This window comes from Falsibacillus pallidus, assembly GCF_050990905.1.
Classification (GTDB): Bacteria; Bacillota; Bacilli; order Bacillales; family DSM-25281; genus Falsibacillus; species Falsibacillus pallidus_A.
This window is the reverse complement of sequence record NZ_CP158866.1, coordinates 1763660-1778071: the sequence shown is the minus strand read 5'-3', so window position 1 is coordinate 1778071 and position 14412 is coordinate 1763660. Positions and strand designations below refer to the sequence as shown.

Sequence of the window (14412 nt, the reverse complement as noted above, 5' to 3'; positions counted from 1 at the left end):
ATGCTTGAGGTGGCTAGGATGGTACAACTTCAAATGTTATGTAAACAATTCGGTCAAATTTTAAACGGAAAGCCCACCGTTGATAATGGGGTGTGTTCTGTTCAAGTTCCAAGAAATTTCACCGCTTTTATACAAGGAAAACAAACTAAAGGAGCACTCCATGCGGGATTTAGTTTTGAATCCCTGGACCAGTATGGCAACGCCTTGAATCTTGGTGAAATCGCCCTGCTTGAAAAAGAAGTGAATCCTTTTATCACTACCCTTCGGTCAAACGGCATCCTCATAAGTGCCCTGCATAACCATTGGCTTTTTACCAAACCTGAGATTTTATATCTCCATTATCAATCAGTGGAACCCCCAATATCATTTGCTCATAAAGCTACCGCTGCCATGGCGACGCTAATGCATTAAGAGAGTCTTAAGATATCCTTCAACATTTCTTCATCCTCTGGGAAAGCAAGCGTCAACGCACTCAACTCATCTAAAGACTTCCAACCTATTTCATGGATCAGTTCATCAGGATCTTGAATGACGGCCGATCCGCCTAACACCCGGACCAAGAAATAATGAACTTTTATTTCATAGCCATAATAATTCCCCGTTTTCACATGAAGTGGCTTTATCACCTCGACTTCATATCCGGTTTCTTCCCACACTTCCCTGATGCAGCATTCCTCAAAAGTTTCCCCTTTTTCCCTACCGCCTGAAGGGACCGACCATTTCTTCTCTTCCTCCGGAGTGCCTTGGAGCACCATTAGCAGCTTGCCTTCATCATTTATGCATACCGCCGCAGAACCTTCCCATTTTGGCATCTCTGTTCCTCTCCTCTCTAGTAAATAATCCCTAATTCCTTCTGCACGCCATGTTTAAAGTCTATATACTCTTGCCCGAACTGGGGATTGCGGTTTTCAAGCTTACTCATTAAGCCTTCCCATGGTTTTAATTGATAAGTAAATGACCCATTAATCACGGCTGGATCACTTAGTGCAAATTTAAGTGCCTCTTTTTCACTTTCAGCATCAATGATGATCGCACCGCCTGTTTGATCTCCAAAAGGACCCGCAAGCAGGATTTTTCCCTCGTCAAACTTTTTCTGAACGTACACGGCATGTTCTGGCATAAATGGCTGATTGTGAAGACTCACTTCTTCTTTCCATTTAGGACCCCTGGTTAGATATATTAAGAATCTCATTTTTACTTCCTCCCCAATTCATGTGAATTACTTCACATATAATTTTATATCAACTTCCACATTTTAACAACACATCGAAAATGAATATTTTTCCTTCAAACGGGTATCTTCTACTAAACAGTGTTGAGTGGAGGTCGTGCCATGCGAAGAGTGAGCGGAATTAGCAGTTTAGTAGACTATCTTCACTCTGTAAATTATCCGTTGAGTGAAAATGAAATAAACGAGTTGATTCAGAAGAAACAGCTTCCACATTTTAAACCGATGAAAAATCTATTGGTTTTTAACTTGGATCATATTGATTGGTGGATTGAAGATCGTCGTCAGTGCAATACTTAAACGAATAGGGTCCCCTTGATCAGGGATCCGTTTAGGCAGTACGCCCTTTCCATTTTTGCAACAGTCCAATCAATAAAAACAATATTCCATTAATGAAAAAGACCAACCCTAAAAATACAGTGCACAAAATATTACGAATGTGATCATGATGAGGGAGCAACTCCACCAAGTAATAACAGGTATATCCAATTAATGGAGAAACAATGACAAAAATCATTCCTCCTTGGACAATTCCAACTTTTCCAGACAAAAATAATTGTCTGAATCCTAAATTCATAGCAATAAGGAGGAAAATACAAAAAACATAGATTATAGTTGCCACTAGAAATCACACCTTAGTCTAATTATATGGTGGATCATTTCCTTCCTGTCCCCGCCCGCTCAAAGTCCCACGTTCTACCTGATAATACATGGATCTTGTTCCTTTAAGTAAACCCTTTTCCCATCGTTCGGTGAAAACGACCATGTATGTTTCCTTACCAATCTCTCTAACCGCTGTTTCTTTCGTGACCTTAAATCCTTTAATAGTCCCTTCCCATTTTCCGATGTGGTCAGGAAAGGTATTCTCTATAGTTCCCTCCCCTTGTACAGCAAATGCTGCAGCGTCATTCTTCGTAAAAGGCGGTTCTGATGGAGACGCCAGTTCAAGTACACCCCATGAAAGCAGATAGACCGCTATAGGAAAAATATAGAACAATTTAATTCCCATTCCCTTATCTTTCTTTTGGCGAAAATAAACCCACCTGTCGATAGCGGCATAAACAATGGCAGCTATAGCCCCTTCGAATCCAAGCATCCAGCTTTCAAACAAAAGACCATTAGCCAATCCAAAAACACCATGAAGAAGGATGTAAAACCACTGAGTAATCCAATCCCATTTTCCCTGCAGCCATTCAATGAAAAAGGAAACCAGGTTTCCATAGAACAAAATAATGGCTCCTATATATATCCCATAGAACAAGGACCATCCCAATAAATGGTCACCTGTATTTGGAGAAAATACAGAAAAAGATAAATAAGTTCCGGCTAATATGAGTGATAATAGCGAAGTGGTAAAAAATGTAGCGGTAAACTTACGGACTATCATCCTGGAACCCCCTTCGTTTATATCCTAAATAACTCAGGAATATATATCCAATTTTACCGAAATCAAAATTGTTTAACAACTTTTTTCGTCATGAATCAGGAATTTTATTATAATAGAAGCAACAGCTTTCAATTTGAGGTGTATTAAATGAGAAAACGAATCAATTACATATTGATCGGCGTACTGATTGGGTTAATCATCGGATCCATGATTGGAAAAATGGGACTAGGCATCATTTTTGGAGCCGTGTGTGGATATGGTTACTTTGAATGGAAAAAAGGGAAGAATTCATAATATGACAATAAAGAAAATGCCCAGGCTGCTATTAGCCCTGGGCTTTTCTTATTACTGACCTGACATCATATGATCTCGAAGTCCCCCATCGTCCAAGTTCCGTATCCGGGCAATTTTTCCATCGTCACTTACATTGATCAATCCATGCACCTTTGCCGTTTTAGAGGATTCCCCGTCCTTAGTGTATTGTACTTGAACATTGAAATCATATGCAGTTTTATCATTGGAATCCGTGTTTTCTACCTTTATGTCTTTCACTTTCAGTTTATATCCCTTTGCGTACGCTGTTTGCAGCCAAAGCAGCGGATCGTAAGTATTAATCAAATCCTGGTACTTTTCATTGTATAGATAAGGCTTGAATTTATCTTTATAATACGTTTGCAGCTGTTTGCCGGATTCTTCATTCTTTCCATAATCCTTCAATATTTTCTCTAAATCCTTGTCCGGACCGTTAAATTCATTCTCTAAATATGACTTAATTCCTTCCTCTGTGGAATCTTGCTTATCAGAACATGCTGTGAACAATCCCAACGCTCCTGCGAGCATCAGTACCAACAACCATTTCTTCTTCAAAGAATCCCTCCTCAAAAGTTATGAAATTCTAAAATCAAATTTTTTAGTTCTCATACAACCCCAGTTCTCTCATTATACCATAATTTTACTATTGAATATGGATTTATTATCCATAATCCTTTACACTCTATTTATTGATGTCTATTTGAAAGGAGCATTTCTTTGCTTAAATCCACATTTCCACTTTTGATTAAGTTCCTTTATGTCGTGATAGGGATCATCCTATTAAGCTCATTGATAGGGCTATTCTCTAACGGTATCCATTTGGACCCCATACTATTCTTCCAAAATATCAAACACATTTTTTATTCATTAATAAAGCCTGAGAATTTAATTGTAGTGGGTATGAACGGGTCCTCTTATTCCATTTTCCCAACCATATGGCCGTTTTATCAATATTCGCTTACTCTTTTCTCCAGCTCATTTATATTGTCCATCCTAGTAGGGATGATTCTTTCCTATGTCACGATGATTCTTCCTGGGAAAGCAGCGAAATGGATGATTGGATTGACGTCCATTTTTGAATCACTGCCAGACATCTTTACACTCGTTATCCTTCAATTAATTGTCATTAAATACTTCGAGGCGACTGGTGTCCTTTTATTCCCTATTGCGGGTTCATTCGGAGAGCAGCCATATGTTCTTCCAATTCTCATTTTGGCCATAATCCCCTCCATCCAAATATTCTCGATCATTCATTTGTTTGTAGAGGATGAACTGGACAAGCCCTATATTACACTCGCCAAAAGCAAAGGCTACTCGCTTACATACATTTTCTTTGTCCATTTAATGCGAAACATCATTCCTAATATTTTCAACCACTCCAAGTCAGTCATCCTGCTCCTTTTATCTAATTTGGTTGTATTGGAGCGGCTGTTCAATTTGCAGGGTCTCAATACGTACTTATTTACATATCCAGAACCGAATATCATTGCTTTCAGCCTCATCATGCTTTACTTGCCTATATTTGGATTTTATTTACTCATCAATGGCTTCACCGTTTGGAAAACTGGACAGAGGGTGGAAATGTAAATGGTAATCAAAAGACTTTTTAAAAATAAATTGTTTCTGATCGGGTTCCTATTCATCTTCGGACTATTTTCTGCCAGTCTACTCTATTTCTTCATCAAACATGACCAGATTCCTTCATCCGGACTTCTGTTCAATGACTATAACCAAGCCATCAGACCACCATATAGCATGAAGACTTTCCCTCCATTTGGAACGGACATATTCGGGAGGGACGTACTTTTCGTGATGATCGTAGGAGCAAAATATACGATCGGGGCAGCAGTCATCATCACCCTATTGCGGGTCCTTCCTTCGACTATAATGGGTTTCATCCTGCATTTTTATTTGCGGAAAATAGAGAAGCCGCTCGCTTCCATCATTGATGCAGCAAACTTCTTCCCGATCACTTTACTAGCCTTTATGCTATTGAAATGGATCTGTTTGGATGGAATGATCCCACATGCAATCGGCCAGCAGCCTATGCCCTATTCCTTTTGGGAAAGGGTCATGATATTCATATTGGTTCTAGCCTCATTGACCATACCATCGTTGACCTTGCTCATTTCAAAAGAAATCAACTTGATAATGAACAAAGAATTCATATCCTGCTCAAGGACCTTAGGAGCAGCAAATTTCCATTTGATAAAAAAACACGTCCGTCCGTTTCTGGTGCCACAACTTTTCATCATTGCACTAAGGGAACTGATCCAGACACTTGTCCTCCTCTCCCATCTCGGCGTGTTGGGAATCTTCATGGGTGGCGTAGGATTAAAGGAAGATCTTTTCCAATTGACTAGACCGGTATCATTGTCCAATGAATGGGCTGGATCATTAGGGGATTGGTGGGATTTCATCTTGACAGCCTATCCGTGGCTTACATTTGTTCCGGTGTTGTTTTTCACCCTTACAATTCTAGCTGCTAAATGTATGCTTGTAGGATTGAAGCAAGTTGTTGGCAGTGACTCATTACAGGATGCCCGTACGACTAAGAAGGCCGCAAGTAAATCAACAACTGCATCTCCTGATCTTTTTTCCTTTGCAAAACAAGATTTTCAACAGTAAAAATTGCACAGTGCCATGGCGCTGTGCTTTTTAATTTCCTCAACCTCAGTGAAGGTTAATTTTTTTCTTGATAAAAATGATTGACGAATAAATGATTGCATGTTTTAATTTGTATGTACAAACAACAAATTAAAACAAAAAAATCAGGAGGAAATCTCATGACAAATAAAGTGATGCTCATAATAGGTGCCGGACCTGGCGTCAGTCTAAACGCTGCTAAAAAATTTGGGAAAGAAGGTTTCCAAATCGCCCTTATCGCACGCCGGAAAGATGCTTTGGAACAGTATACAAAAGATCTATCAGATAGTGGCATCGAAGCTAAAGGTTTTACAGGTGACATCGCGTCTGGAGATAGCTTAAAAAATGCCATCCAGGAAGTTATAAACACATACGGTTCCATTGACACCTTGCTCTATAATGCCGCTGCCGGGAAACCGGGAAAACCAACCGAATTGAGTGCAGAAGATTTATTGGCAGACTTCAATATCAGTGTTGCGGGTGCTTTGACAGCTGTTAAAGAAGTCGTTCCTCATATGGAAAATGGGACGATTCTCCTTACAGGAGGCGGCCTTGCCATTCAGCCATATGCAGACTACGCTTCCCTCGCTGTTGGAAAAGCAGGGATACGAAACCTTGCATATAGTTTAAATCAAGAATTGAGCGCAAAAGATATTTATGTAGGAACGTTGACCATTGCTGGCTTCGTTCAAGAAGGAACTTATTTTTCTGCAGAGAACATTGCGGACGCTTTTTATGAGATGTACGTAAATCGTACAGATGTGGAAGTTGTTTATCAAGAAAATTAATCATTGGACATAAAGGAGAATAAAAGTATGAAAACACTAGTCATCATCGCTCACCCCCACTTAGATCAATCACGAGTAAACTCCGCTTGGATGAAACGTTTGAAGGAAGAAGCAGGCATCACGGTCCATGATCTTTATGCAGTGTACCCGGACGGAAAAATTGATGCTGCTGCCGAACAAAAGCTATTGCTGGAGCATGACCGCATTGTATTCCAATTCCCTTTCTATTGGTACAGCAGCCCTGCCTTATTAAAGGAATGGCAGGATGTCGTCCTTGAATACGGCTGGGCATACGGAAGCGAAGGAACAAAGCTTCACGGAAAAGAATTCGTCATTGCCACTTCCACTGGAGGTCCCGCTGCAGCCTATCAAGCAGGCGGCTACAATCAATTCAGCATGAGTGAATTGACAAAGCCATTCCACGCAATGGCAAACCTTACCGGCATGCGATTCCTTCCATCCTTCATTCTGCAAGGAGTAAGGACACTGACAGATGAACAAATTGCAGAAAGTGCAGAAGCATTGGTGAACCATTTAACAACACAATTTTAATCTTTAAAAGGTGGGCAAATTGCCCACCTTTTTAAAATAGCCCGCCCGAATCATGCTTATTATCCCCCATCATGAAGTTCTGATCATCACCGGGCTTTGCATGCGGTTGAGTCAATTTGTCAGGATTGTTCCGGTTCTTTTTCCTTTTTCGGTCAACCAAAAAAGCAAAAACCAAAATTGATGAAAGAAACGAAATAAACCATGCCATCCTATTCAGCTCCTATATTTTATTGTTCTTTATGGGAATTCATTAGTACATCCAGCTTCTCTTCAATATTCTTTAATCTCTTACCCCTTTTCACAGTCAAAATTACCAAAGCTGCAATAACAACTGGAATCATCAGCAAAAACAAGAACATCACCAGTTGAAAAATGATATCTCCTCCAACGAAATGTCCGTCCATCCTGCTCCCTCCTTTTTCACATTATAAGAAAAGGAAACAGATTTATTCCGTCCCCTTCCCAGTTTGTTTATTTCTGAATCACAATGACGCCACCACAATGAGAAATAGGGTAAAAATCACTCCGGCTTAATTCTTTGATGGATTCTTGAAATTCATCAAAAACAAAATAAAATTCATCCTCATCCCAATGGTGGAGATTATTCATTCGGCAAGCTTCCAATTCTTTTCGGGTAGCAAATGCGATATCCCCGATCAGGATTTTCCCGCCAGGATTCAGCTTTTTCACCAGTTCTTGGATGAAATCTGCCTTCCCTTCATCTGTTAAATGATGCAGGGCATAAGTTGAAACGATGAAATCAAATGTTCTGTCTGCCAGTTCTTCCGGGAAACCTTTTGAAATATCCCACTCTACCAACCGGGCATTGGGCATTTTTTCTTCCGCCAGTCTGATCATTTCGTCAGAAAAATCAATGCCTGCAATACTATACCCCTCATCATAGAGCCTTTTTGAAAGGACCCCTGTACCAAACCCGATGTCCAGAATAGAACCGTTTTCTTTTTCCTTAACCTCGTTGTACACCGTATTTAAAATTTCTTTATAACCTGCAAATGGATAGCTGTTTTTTTCTTCAATCTGTTGGACTGTCTGATCGTAATCCTGTGCCCACAAATTGAACCCTTGTTTATTTAGCATATATGTCCTCCGAAAACCAATATTGACTTAAAATTCTATCTAATCTCCATTCTACCATAATTAGCCAAAGGGTCACTCATAAAAATCAGCCAGATTATTATCAAGCGGGACTTTATTCTCCTCTAATGATGCATTAATTCTTTGACGATTTTCCATAAATGCCGTATCAACCGGAATCACAATGGTTTTATTCTCCGATATTACAAACTCATATTCTTTAAGAGTACTTCCCCTATTGGGTTTCTTGTCAAAAACCGCATGCACTTGTTTAAAATCCTTCCACTTGTAATTGGACTGCCCCAACGACCATAATTCACGGTAATGTAGTCCTTCTTGATCGAAGTAATAATAGGTGTTGAGAGATGTATAAAACAATGGACTGCTCAATAATATGATGATCAGACTGACTAGAAACACCGGCTTCTTATCAGTTTTCACCTTGATGATTAAATAAACGATCATCCCTGCGGTTATCATAAGCATCCCGCACATAAAAGCAATATAGGCTGAAGGCGGAGCCTTGAACAGCCAATGTAATTTAGAAAAGTGAATCGCATCTTGAATAAAATAGACCAATACAATTGGAAGCATCAAACTGCTGATCAGCATAATCACAATCCATGCGAAAAGAAACGTCCCCGATTCCTGTGCAGGATCCTTCTTGCTTACTAACATCCCCAACACCCCTTTTTCATCTATGACTCTATTACGTCTATAGATGGAAAAAGTTTCAAATATTCAGATTTATTTTCTTGCCGTTTATGAACGATTGAAAATATGAATACAGAGCTGGAATGAGGATGATGAGTCCGATGATTCCATAAATCATTCTTTCTGGTGATCCTATTGAAGAGCAAACGGTGGCAAATAGGATCCCTAAAGGCATCCCTACCCGGATAAATAACAACCGGATGGAACTCAATTGTGACAGCCGCTCCTCGGGCGCCAGCTTTTGAAATAGGGCTGAACTCTGTGCATTGAATAGCGGAAAACAGATGCCTCCAAATAATTCTGTCATCCATGCAAAAGGAACAGATGGGACGATGACTAAGAGAAGAAAAGACGCTCCTCCCCCTGCCAAGCCGGCATACATGGCTTTGCTGCCAACTTTGCTTCTTGAAAGGATTAAAGTTCCAATGGCATAGCCGATCGGAAAGGCCCCTGAAAAGATGCCATACGTCCAGTTGGCTCCATGGAGTTCTTTTTTAATGAACGGAATGTTAACCACAAGTGCTGCTCCTACGGCAAATTGAACAACGGAAGAGAGTAGTGTCAATTTCAACAGGATGGGATATTGAAAAAATGTGTGATACCCTCTCTTCATTTCAGTCCACCAAAATTTCTTTGACCAGACCGATGTATACTGCGGCTCTGAATCTGGAAGTTTTTTCAGGGATAAATAGCTAAGCAGAAACATACAAAACGAGAGGAAATACAGTAAATGCATCGGGAAAATGATTAATAAGAGAGAGATAATTCCTGGTGCCAAAAAACTCATTAGTCTGAGAGTACCATCTAATATGGCATTCGATCTCTTCAACTCTTCCTCCTTGCACAAACTGGGAAGCAGCGAAAACGCAAGACTCGCATAGATGGGCTGCAGCAAACCAAGTACGCATTGAAGAATGAATAACCCTGCAATCACCGTGCTCTTTGTATGGATTAACGTCCCAATGAGAGGCAGCAGGTACGCCATTGCCCTTATCACCTGCACCCTCCTCATCAATCTTACTTTTCTTACTTGATTTAAAAATGGGGCGCTGACACCCTGCAGCACCAGGGACGGTATAAAATAAATCAGCCAAATGGCCCCCATCCATTCCTTTGAACCCGTCCACTCAAACAGCAGGAGCCCATTGATGATCCCCCCCGCCGCTCCTCCGAATTCAGAAACCACCTCTCCCAGCCACAACAATTTGAATCCATGGGAAACTTTGATCATTTATCTTCACCAATAAAACTAATCAATTCCGTTGAAAAGTGTTGAAGTTGATTCATATTGATGGAATAGATCCCTTTATCCACCTTGATGAACTTCGCCCCCCTTAACAGGGATAGCTGATGATGAAGCGTCGTCTTGCTTACCTGAAACAAACAGCTCATATCCTGCAGGGACATCGGACCCTTTCTTAGTTCATATAAAACACTTAACCGCAATCCGTCACCCAGTGCTTTATGCCCCTGGACCAGCTGTACAGATGGGACGCCAGGTTCTGAGAAATATTCTTCTTTTACAGGGTAGAAAAATAATTTCTCCTCCATCGTTCTCAATTCCAGCAGCCATGGCCGGTAGCTTACCTGCGGAATCATTTTCACTACCCAAATTCCCGGCTCTGGCTCATATTGGGCACCGCCAGTTATGTGTTCAATTTGACTAGCAGTGTCATTGGTATCCAAATGAGAATTTGCCTTCTGCTCTGTTTCAAGAATGTCCATCCATCTTTCCCAATATGGTTGCTTGGACACCCATTCATACCAAATCACAACCGCTCCATTAATCATTTTCTTTAATTGTTCATTGGAGTGCCGCAGGAGGGTATGCAAATACCCATACAAATAGATGTGAGTTTGAAAAAGTTCTGCGTATGCATAAAGCTTGCTTGGGTTGGAAACAGATTCTTTTTTCAACTCTTCTGCTTCTCGGCTGTGATAGGGAAGCAGCGTTTCAAAAAACTCCTTGTCATTCATCCGCTCGACCCTTTGAATAAAGCCATCTATCGAATCTGCTGAGATCTTATTTTGAAGCATGATCATCCCGTACCAAATATTCGTTTGCTGGATAAATTTCAAGGTGTCTATAAGTGAAGGATCCATCGCTTTTTCATCTTCTGTCCATTGATCATTCAGATGGAAAGTATGTCTGTTCTCTTTGTATGTAAAACCTGCAATCCCCAGGATGGCTTCCCAAACAGCCGAAGATTCCACCGATAAAGCAACTTTTTCTCTCTTCGGTTCCAGATTCATTTTTTTCAAGCTTCATCACTCCTTTATATCCAATTCTACTTTTATCGAATATAAAATTCAATAATTTTAGAATTCTTAAAAATAAAAAGACGCTTGAAAATAATCAAGCGTTCTCTTCTATAATTATTAAAACCTATTTACACGCTGCTGCTTCAGCTAATTGTAAAAGAGGAGCAGTCACCTTATCAAATTTTTCCGTATCAGCAAGGGGAATCCATGCGGCATCAATAATGTCGGAGTTTGCTGCATTATTCAAATCAATGTGTAATTCTCCACCAATGATATCCGCTGCAAAAGTATGTTTATTAGAATCCTCGAAGAGCAATCTGTTTATTTTAACATCGTATCCCGTTTCTTCTTTGACTTCACGCAGACAAGCCTGTTGAGGAGTTTCACCTGCTTCAATCCCACCTCCGGGAAAGTTCCAGACAATGTCGCCCCTTTGGACATATTGTTTGACCATTAACACTTTATCATCTTGAATCACAAGAGCTTGTGCAATCAAAAATCCCCATCTCCCATCAGGAAATACTCTAAAATTTTTTCTGCATCAAGAGAAATTCTGCACAAGTCTTGTTAATTCCTGCGCATTTTGCTGCATGTTTTCTGCTTCTGAGAAAAGATGTTCCAACATACTGTTTTGTTCTTGCACAGCAGAACTGGCTTGGTTGGAGCCAGATTGGAAATGCTGGCTGATATCTGACATCGATTGGAATGCCCGCTTGATGCTTTTCCCTTTGTCCGAAACATGAAAGATGCTCTGACTGATGCTAGAGATGCTTTCGGCCATCCCTTCAATTTCATCTTTAATGCGAGAGAAGCTTTCCCCTGTGGCAGACACAGAAGCTGCACCTTCTTCAAGTCGCTCATAACCAGATTCGATAGAATCCTGAACACGTTTGGCTGCATCTTTGACGCTGCTTACATAATGGGTCATATGAGTAAGAGAATCATCCACTTGTGCAGCCAGCTTTCTCACTTCATTTGCTACAACTGCAAACCCCTTCCCTGATTCCCCTGCTCTTGCCGCTTCAATTGCAGCATTTAATGCCAACAGGTTCGTCTGTGAAGAAATAGATGAGATCAGTTCAATGAATTTGGAGATTCCCTCGACATTCTCATTCATGCTTTGCATATTCTCCTGGGATTGCTCCATCGCGCTATGTACGTTTTGAATTTGCTGGACCGTTTCATTCATCAGCTCGTATCCTTCTCTAGTCAATGAAATTGCTGACTTAGAAGAAGTATCCAACGACTGCCCATTTCCCCTTACTTCCTGTATCTGTTCATTGAATTCGTCATATTGATGAAGCATGGAGTGGGTTTCAGACCATTGGGTATCAGCACTTGCCGAGAGCTGTATCATGGAAGATGAAATTTCCTCACTGGAATGGTTCAGGTGCTCAGTAAACGATTTGATGCTGGTGCTTTGTTTAGCCATATTTTCAGCCATCTTTTTGATTGCAGAAACCAGATTTCGAAGATCTTCCATCATTTGATGGACGGATCTGCTCAGAACTTGGATTTCTTCTTTCCCTTCAAACGGCCCATTTCCCTCTTCTGATGCCTGCAGGTCCCCCTTTGCCGCACGATCCGCTATAAGGACTAATTGTCCCAGTCGTTTTCGAATGGACTGGGTAACAAGCCAGACCACTATTCCACTAATAGCAATTACAAATAAGGCTGCTGCAAGCAGGATAAATTGAAAATAGTTTTTATGTATTTGGGAGGCTTTTATTATTTCCTGCTGATCTTGATTTGCCAAACTGACCAGTTGTTCAAGAAGAAGATTGTTTTGATTACGCAGGGAAGAAATAGACTCCCTGGCTTTTGTATAGGTATTTTTATCGAGCCTGACTACCGCTGGCGCCACATCATTCACAAACAATTTATTCATGGAAGCATTATTTTTCTCGATTTTTTGCATCACACTCAATTGCTTTTTATCATGGTTGTGTTCCATAAGCTTTTTCAGTTCAACATTCACTTTATTCCGAAGCGAACGGTAATCACTAAGATCTTTCTCTTTTAAAAACGTGATATAGTCCGCAATTCTAATATCCTTTTCATTCATAGTTTTTCCAATTTCCGTTATTTTGGCCGTATAGGAACCCTGTGATTTAATATCCTTCATATCTTGATAGATTCCGTGAAAAAAGAAAAAAACAAGCCCAATGGTCAAAACAAAACACGATGCCATAAATCCAAAGACGGTAAAGATTTTCCCTTTAATCGTGGTATTGTTCTTCCATGAACGCAAATTCCAATTAGTATCCCACTTCTTTTTTTCCTTCCCGTTCCATTCCAGCACCCTTTTCATCCTGAATTTCATATCTGCCCCTCCATGTAGGAAAAATGACTCACTGTTTACATGTTAAATTTTACTTGCAGATATAGAAAATACTAGACAATCTGTATAAACTTTACATAATCTTTACAAAAAAAAGAGCCCGCAGCCCTTTGAAACAGATTATCAAAGGATGACGGGTTCTTTTTCTGAATTCTCGAGCGCTAATCTCAGAGTAGAATATGTAGGTATTTTTGAAAAATTCAATCCTAATTGAACTGACGTCTGGGCGATTTCCGGACGAATTCCGGTCAAGGTAGATTGGACTCCGAGAAGGCCAAGCACCTGGATGAGTTGGAAAATTTCATGAGCCACCATTGTATCAATGATGGACACCCCTGAAAGGTCAATAAATAAGTGTTCAACCTGTGCCTCCATACATTTTCCAGGAATGGTTTCCAGAATCATTTTTGCCCTTAGAGTATCGATATCACCAATCAACGGAAGAATTCCTTTTGATTGTGATATTGGAATGACAGGAGAACTTAATTCGGTTATTAAATTTTGCTGCGCCACTAGACGTCTGGTTACAAGATTGTAGTATTTTTCAGCAAATTCGATATTCAGCTTATCAAAGGCGGTATTGATTTTGCTTGACCACACGCCCATGGCAGAAACCGTAATATTGTTTTCATTAGAGAATTTCCCGACAAATCTCCAATAGACTTCCCTTACCTTGCTCAATGCCCATAGCACTTCATATATCGGTGTCTGGCTTTCTGCCCTGCTATGTGCGACGGTAACTGCCCATTGTTCTAATTGTTCATTGAATTTTTCTTTGTCCTCTAGAAGAACACTCGTAACTGTCATGTTGGTCAACTCGTTCTGTTTACGAAGGAGTTCCACCGTTTCTGTGCTGGCATCCTTGGAATAAACGGATCCATTTTTATCATCTCGCATCATAAGCCATTCATCGGTTATTTCAGTTAAATGTTCAGTCAAATATTGATAAAGTTCTTGATCCATCATCTTCCCGCCTTCAAAGCTAATAAGCTCGTACTTTTACAGTCTATTTTATTATATAGAAGGAATTGGATTTTTCAACTATTTAGACTTTCGAAATAGTAAATACTCTTCCGTAAAGTCAAAA

Annotated in this window: 21 protein-coding genes; 7 read left to right on the top strand and 14 right to left on the bottom strand. The window is 40.2% G+C overall.

Translation table 11 applies throughout. The annotated features are described in order from the left end of the window. Window positions 1-18 precede the first annotated feature (18 nt). Window positions 19-411: a DUF1259 domain-containing protein gene (locus tag ABTV07_RS09385; RefSeq protein ID WP_433750421.1), complete on the top strand. Its 393-nt coding sequence runs from the start codon at window positions 19-21 to the stop codon at window positions 409-411. Here ABTV07_RS09385 and ABTV07_RS09380 read toward each other — a convergent pair. Continuing rightward, window positions 408-812: an NUDIX hydrolase gene (locus tag ABTV07_RS09380; RefSeq protein WP_433750418.1), complete on the bottom strand. Its 405-nt coding sequence runs from the start codon at window positions 810-812 to the stop codon at window positions 408-410. The two genes, ABTV07_RS09385 and ABTV07_RS09380, sit on opposite strands and share 4 nt — an antisense overlap. A gap of 17 nt (window positions 813-829) precedes the next feature. Further along, the gene (locus ABTV07_RS09375; RefSeq protein WP_433750416.1) at window positions 830-1192 is read right to left on the bottom strand and encodes a YciI family protein; all 363 of its coding nucleotides are present in this window, start codon (window positions 1190-1192) and stop codon (window positions 830-832) included. A gap of 141 nt (window positions 1193-1333) precedes the next feature. Between ABTV07_RS09375 and ABTV07_RS09370 the strand changes: the two genes are divergently transcribed. Continuing rightward, the gene (locus ABTV07_RS09370; protein ID WP_433750413.1) at window positions 1334-1528 is read left to right on the top strand and encodes a hypothetical protein; all 195 of its coding nucleotides are present in this window, start codon (window positions 1334-1336) and stop codon (window positions 1526-1528) included. 31 nt (window positions 1529-1559) lie between these two features. Here ABTV07_RS09370 and ABTV07_RS09365 read toward each other — a convergent pair whose 3' ends face one another. Both ABTV07_RS09365 and ABTV07_RS09360 read right to left on the bottom strand, forming a co-directional pair. Continuing rightward, a complete protein-coding gene (locus tag ABTV07_RS09365; RefSeq protein ID WP_433750411.1) occupies window positions 1560-1850 on the bottom strand; it encodes a hypothetical protein in 291 nt (96 codons plus the stop codon). A gap of 18 nt (window positions 1851-1868) precedes the next feature. Continuing rightward, window positions 1869-2615 carry a hypothetical protein gene (locus tag ABTV07_RS09360; RefSeq protein WP_433750408.1) on the bottom strand — a complete coding sequence of 249 codons (747 nt, stop codon included), beginning with the start codon at window positions 2613-2615 and terminating at the stop codon, window positions 1869-1871. 147 nt (window positions 2616-2762) lie between these two features. On the opposite strand from ABTV07_RS09360, the gene ABTV07_RS09355 reads away from it, so the two are divergent. Then, complete coding sequence (locus ABTV07_RS09355) at window positions 2763-2909, top strand: hypothetical protein (protein ID WP_433750405.1); 147 nt, start codon at window positions 2763-2765, stop codon at window positions 2907-2909. A gap of 51 nt (window positions 2910-2960) precedes the next feature. Here the strand turns inward: ABTV07_RS09355 and ABTV07_RS09350 are convergent, their stop codons facing one another. After that, the gene (locus tag ABTV07_RS09350) at window positions 2961-3482 is read right to left on the bottom strand and encodes a hypothetical protein (RefSeq protein ID WP_433750402.1); all 522 of its coding nucleotides are present in this window, start codon (window positions 3480-3482) and stop codon (window positions 2961-2963) included. Between the two features lie 162 nt (window positions 3483-3644). Between ABTV07_RS09350 and ABTV07_RS09345 the strand changes: the two genes are divergently transcribed. The 4 genes from ABTV07_RS09345 to ABTV07_RS09330 all read left to right on the top strand — a co-directional run bounded on the left by ABTV07_RS09345 (window position 3645) and on the right by ABTV07_RS09330 (window position 6913). Continuing rightward, window positions 3645-4514, top strand: coding sequence for an ABC transporter permease subunit (locus tag ABTV07_RS09345; protein WP_433750399.1), 870 nt, complete (start codon window positions 3645-3647; stop codon window positions 4512-4514). After that, complete coding sequence (locus ABTV07_RS09340; protein ID WP_433750396.1) at window positions 4515-5555, top strand: peptide ABC transporter permease; 1041 nt, start codon at window positions 4515-4517, stop codon at window positions 5553-5555. It begins immediately after the preceding gene. 158 nt (window positions 5556-5713) lie between these two features. Then, window positions 5714-6361: an SDR family NAD(P)-dependent oxidoreductase gene (locus tag ABTV07_RS09335; RefSeq protein ID WP_433750394.1), complete on the top strand. Its 648-nt coding sequence runs from the start codon at window positions 5714-5716 to the stop codon at window positions 6359-6361. Window positions 6362-6388: 27 nt separating this feature from the next. Beyond that, window positions 6389-6913, top strand: coding sequence for an NAD(P)H-dependent oxidoreductase (locus tag ABTV07_RS09330; RefSeq protein WP_433750392.1), 525 nt, complete (start codon window positions 6389-6391; stop codon window positions 6911-6913). 31 nt (window positions 6914-6944) lie between these two features. Here the strand turns inward: ABTV07_RS09330 and ABTV07_RS09325 are convergent, their stop codons facing one another. The 9 genes from ABTV07_RS09325 to ABTV07_RS09285 form a co-directional block, all read right to left on the bottom strand. Next, a complete protein-coding gene (locus tag ABTV07_RS09325) occupies window positions 6945-7121 on the bottom strand; it encodes a hypothetical protein (RefSeq protein WP_433750389.1) in 177 nt (58 codons plus the stop codon). A gap of 19 nt (window positions 7122-7140) precedes the next feature. Then, window positions 7141-7317: a hypothetical protein gene (locus tag ABTV07_RS09320; RefSeq protein WP_433750387.1), complete on the bottom strand. Its 177-nt coding sequence runs from the start codon at window positions 7315-7317 to the stop codon at window positions 7141-7143. A 67-nt stretch (window positions 7318-7384) separates the two neighbouring features. After that, window positions 7385-8011 carry a class I SAM-dependent methyltransferase gene (locus ABTV07_RS09315; protein ID WP_433750385.1) on the bottom strand — a complete coding sequence of 209 codons (627 nt, stop codon included), beginning with the start codon at window positions 8009-8011 and terminating at the stop codon, window positions 7385-7387. Window positions 8012-8083: 72 nt separating this feature from the next. Beyond that, window positions 8084-8686, bottom strand: coding sequence for a hypothetical protein (locus ABTV07_RS09310; protein WP_433750383.1), 603 nt, complete (start codon window positions 8684-8686; stop codon window positions 8084-8086). Window positions 8687-8741: 55 nt separating this feature from the next. After that, window positions 8742-9953 (bottom strand): MFS transporter, encoded by a 1212-nt coding sequence (locus ABTV07_RS09305; protein WP_433750380.1) that lies wholly within the window; start codon window positions 9951-9953, stop codon window positions 8742-8744. Beyond that, window positions 9950-10975 (bottom strand): ArsR/SmtB family transcription factor, encoded by a 1026-nt coding sequence (locus ABTV07_RS09300; RefSeq protein WP_433751169.1) that lies wholly within the window; start codon window positions 10973-10975, stop codon window positions 9950-9952. Before ABTV07_RS09300 ends, ABTV07_RS09305 begins: the two co-directional genes overlap by 4 nt. A 133-nt stretch (window positions 10976-11108) precedes the next feature. Beyond that, window positions 11109-11480 (bottom strand): NUDIX domain-containing protein, encoded by a 372-nt coding sequence (locus tag ABTV07_RS09295; protein ID WP_433750378.1) that lies wholly within the window; start codon window positions 11478-11480, stop codon window positions 11109-11111. A gap of 45 nt (window positions 11481-11525) precedes the next feature. Further along, window positions 11526-13307 (bottom strand): methyl-accepting chemotaxis protein, encoded by a 1782-nt coding sequence (locus ABTV07_RS09290; RefSeq protein ID WP_433750377.1) that lies wholly within the window; start codon window positions 13305-13307, stop codon window positions 11526-11528. A 141-nt stretch (window positions 13308-13448) separates the two neighbouring features. Further along, window positions 13449-14288, bottom strand: coding sequence for an STAS domain-containing protein (locus tag ABTV07_RS09285; RefSeq protein ID WP_433750374.1), 840 nt, complete (start codon window positions 14286-14288; stop codon window positions 13449-13451). Between the last annotated feature and the right edge of the window lie 124 nt (window positions 14289-14412).

Bases quoted from the DNA above. Each gene is read 5' to 3' on its own strand.
- ABTV07_RS09380 (WP_433750418.1), bottom strand. From the start codon at position 812: ATGCCAAAATGGGAAGGTTCTGCGGCGGTATGCATAAATGATGAAGGC.
- ABTV07_RS09310 (WP_433750383.1), bottom strand. From the start codon at position 8,686: ATGTTAGTAAGCAAGAAGGATCCTGCACAGGAATCGGGGACGTTTCTT.
- ABTV07_RS09330 (WP_433750392.1), top strand. From the start codon at position 6,389: ATGAAAACACTAGTCATCATCGCTCACCCCCACTTAGATCAATCACGA.
- ABTV07_RS09385 (WP_433750421.1), top strand. From the start codon at position 19: ATGGTACAACTTCAAATGTTATGTAAACAATTCGGTCAAATTTTAAAC.
- ABTV07_RS09285 (WP_433750374.1), bottom strand. From the start codon at position 14,288: ATGGATCAAGAACTTTATCAATATTTGACTGAACATTTAACTGAAATA.
- ABTV07_RS09320 (WP_433750387.1), bottom strand. From the start codon at position 7,317: ATGGACGGACATTTCGTTGGAGGAGATATCATTTTTCAACTGGTGATG.
- ABTV07_RS09290 (WP_433750377.1), bottom strand. From the start codon at position 13,307: ATGAAATTCAGGATGAAAAGGGTGCTGGAATGGAACGGGAAGGAAAAA.
- ABTV07_RS09300 (WP_433751169.1), bottom strand. From the start codon at position 10,975: ATGAATCTGGAACCGAAGAGAGAAAAAGTTGCTTTATCGGTGGAATCT.
- ABTV07_RS09315 (WP_433750385.1), bottom strand. From the start codon at position 8,011: ATGCTAAATAAACAAGGGTTCAATTTGTGGGCACAGGATTACGATCAG.
- ABTV07_RS09375 (WP_433750416.1), bottom strand. From the start codon at position 1,192: ATGAGATTCTTAATATATCTAACCAGGGGTCCTAAATGGAAAGAAGAA.
- ABTV07_RS09325 (WP_433750389.1), bottom strand. From the start codon at position 7,121: ATGGCATGGTTTATTTCGTTTCTTTCATCAATTTTGGTTTTTGCTTTT.
- ABTV07_RS09335 (WP_433750394.1), top strand. From the start codon at position 5,714: ATGACAAATAAAGTGATGCTCATAATAGGTGCCGGACCTGGCGTCAGT.
- ABTV07_RS09370 (WP_433750413.1), top strand. From the start codon at position 1,334: ATGCGAAGAGTGAGCGGAATTAGCAGTTTAGTAGACTATCTTCACTCT.
- ABTV07_RS09340 (WP_433750396.1), top strand. From the start codon at position 4,515: ATGGTAATCAAAAGACTTTTTAAAAATAAATTGTTTCTGATCGGGTTC.
- ABTV07_RS09355 (WP_433750405.1), top strand. From the start codon at position 2,763: ATGAGAAAACGAATCAATTACATATTGATCGGCGTACTGATTGGGTTA.
- ABTV07_RS09360 (WP_433750408.1), bottom strand. From the start codon at position 2,615: ATGATAGTCCGTAAGTTTACCGCTACATTTTTTACCACTTCGCTATTA.
- ABTV07_RS09305 (WP_433750380.1), bottom strand. From the start codon at position 9,953: ATGATCAAAGTTTCCCATGGATTCAAATTGTTGTGGCTGGGAGAGGTG.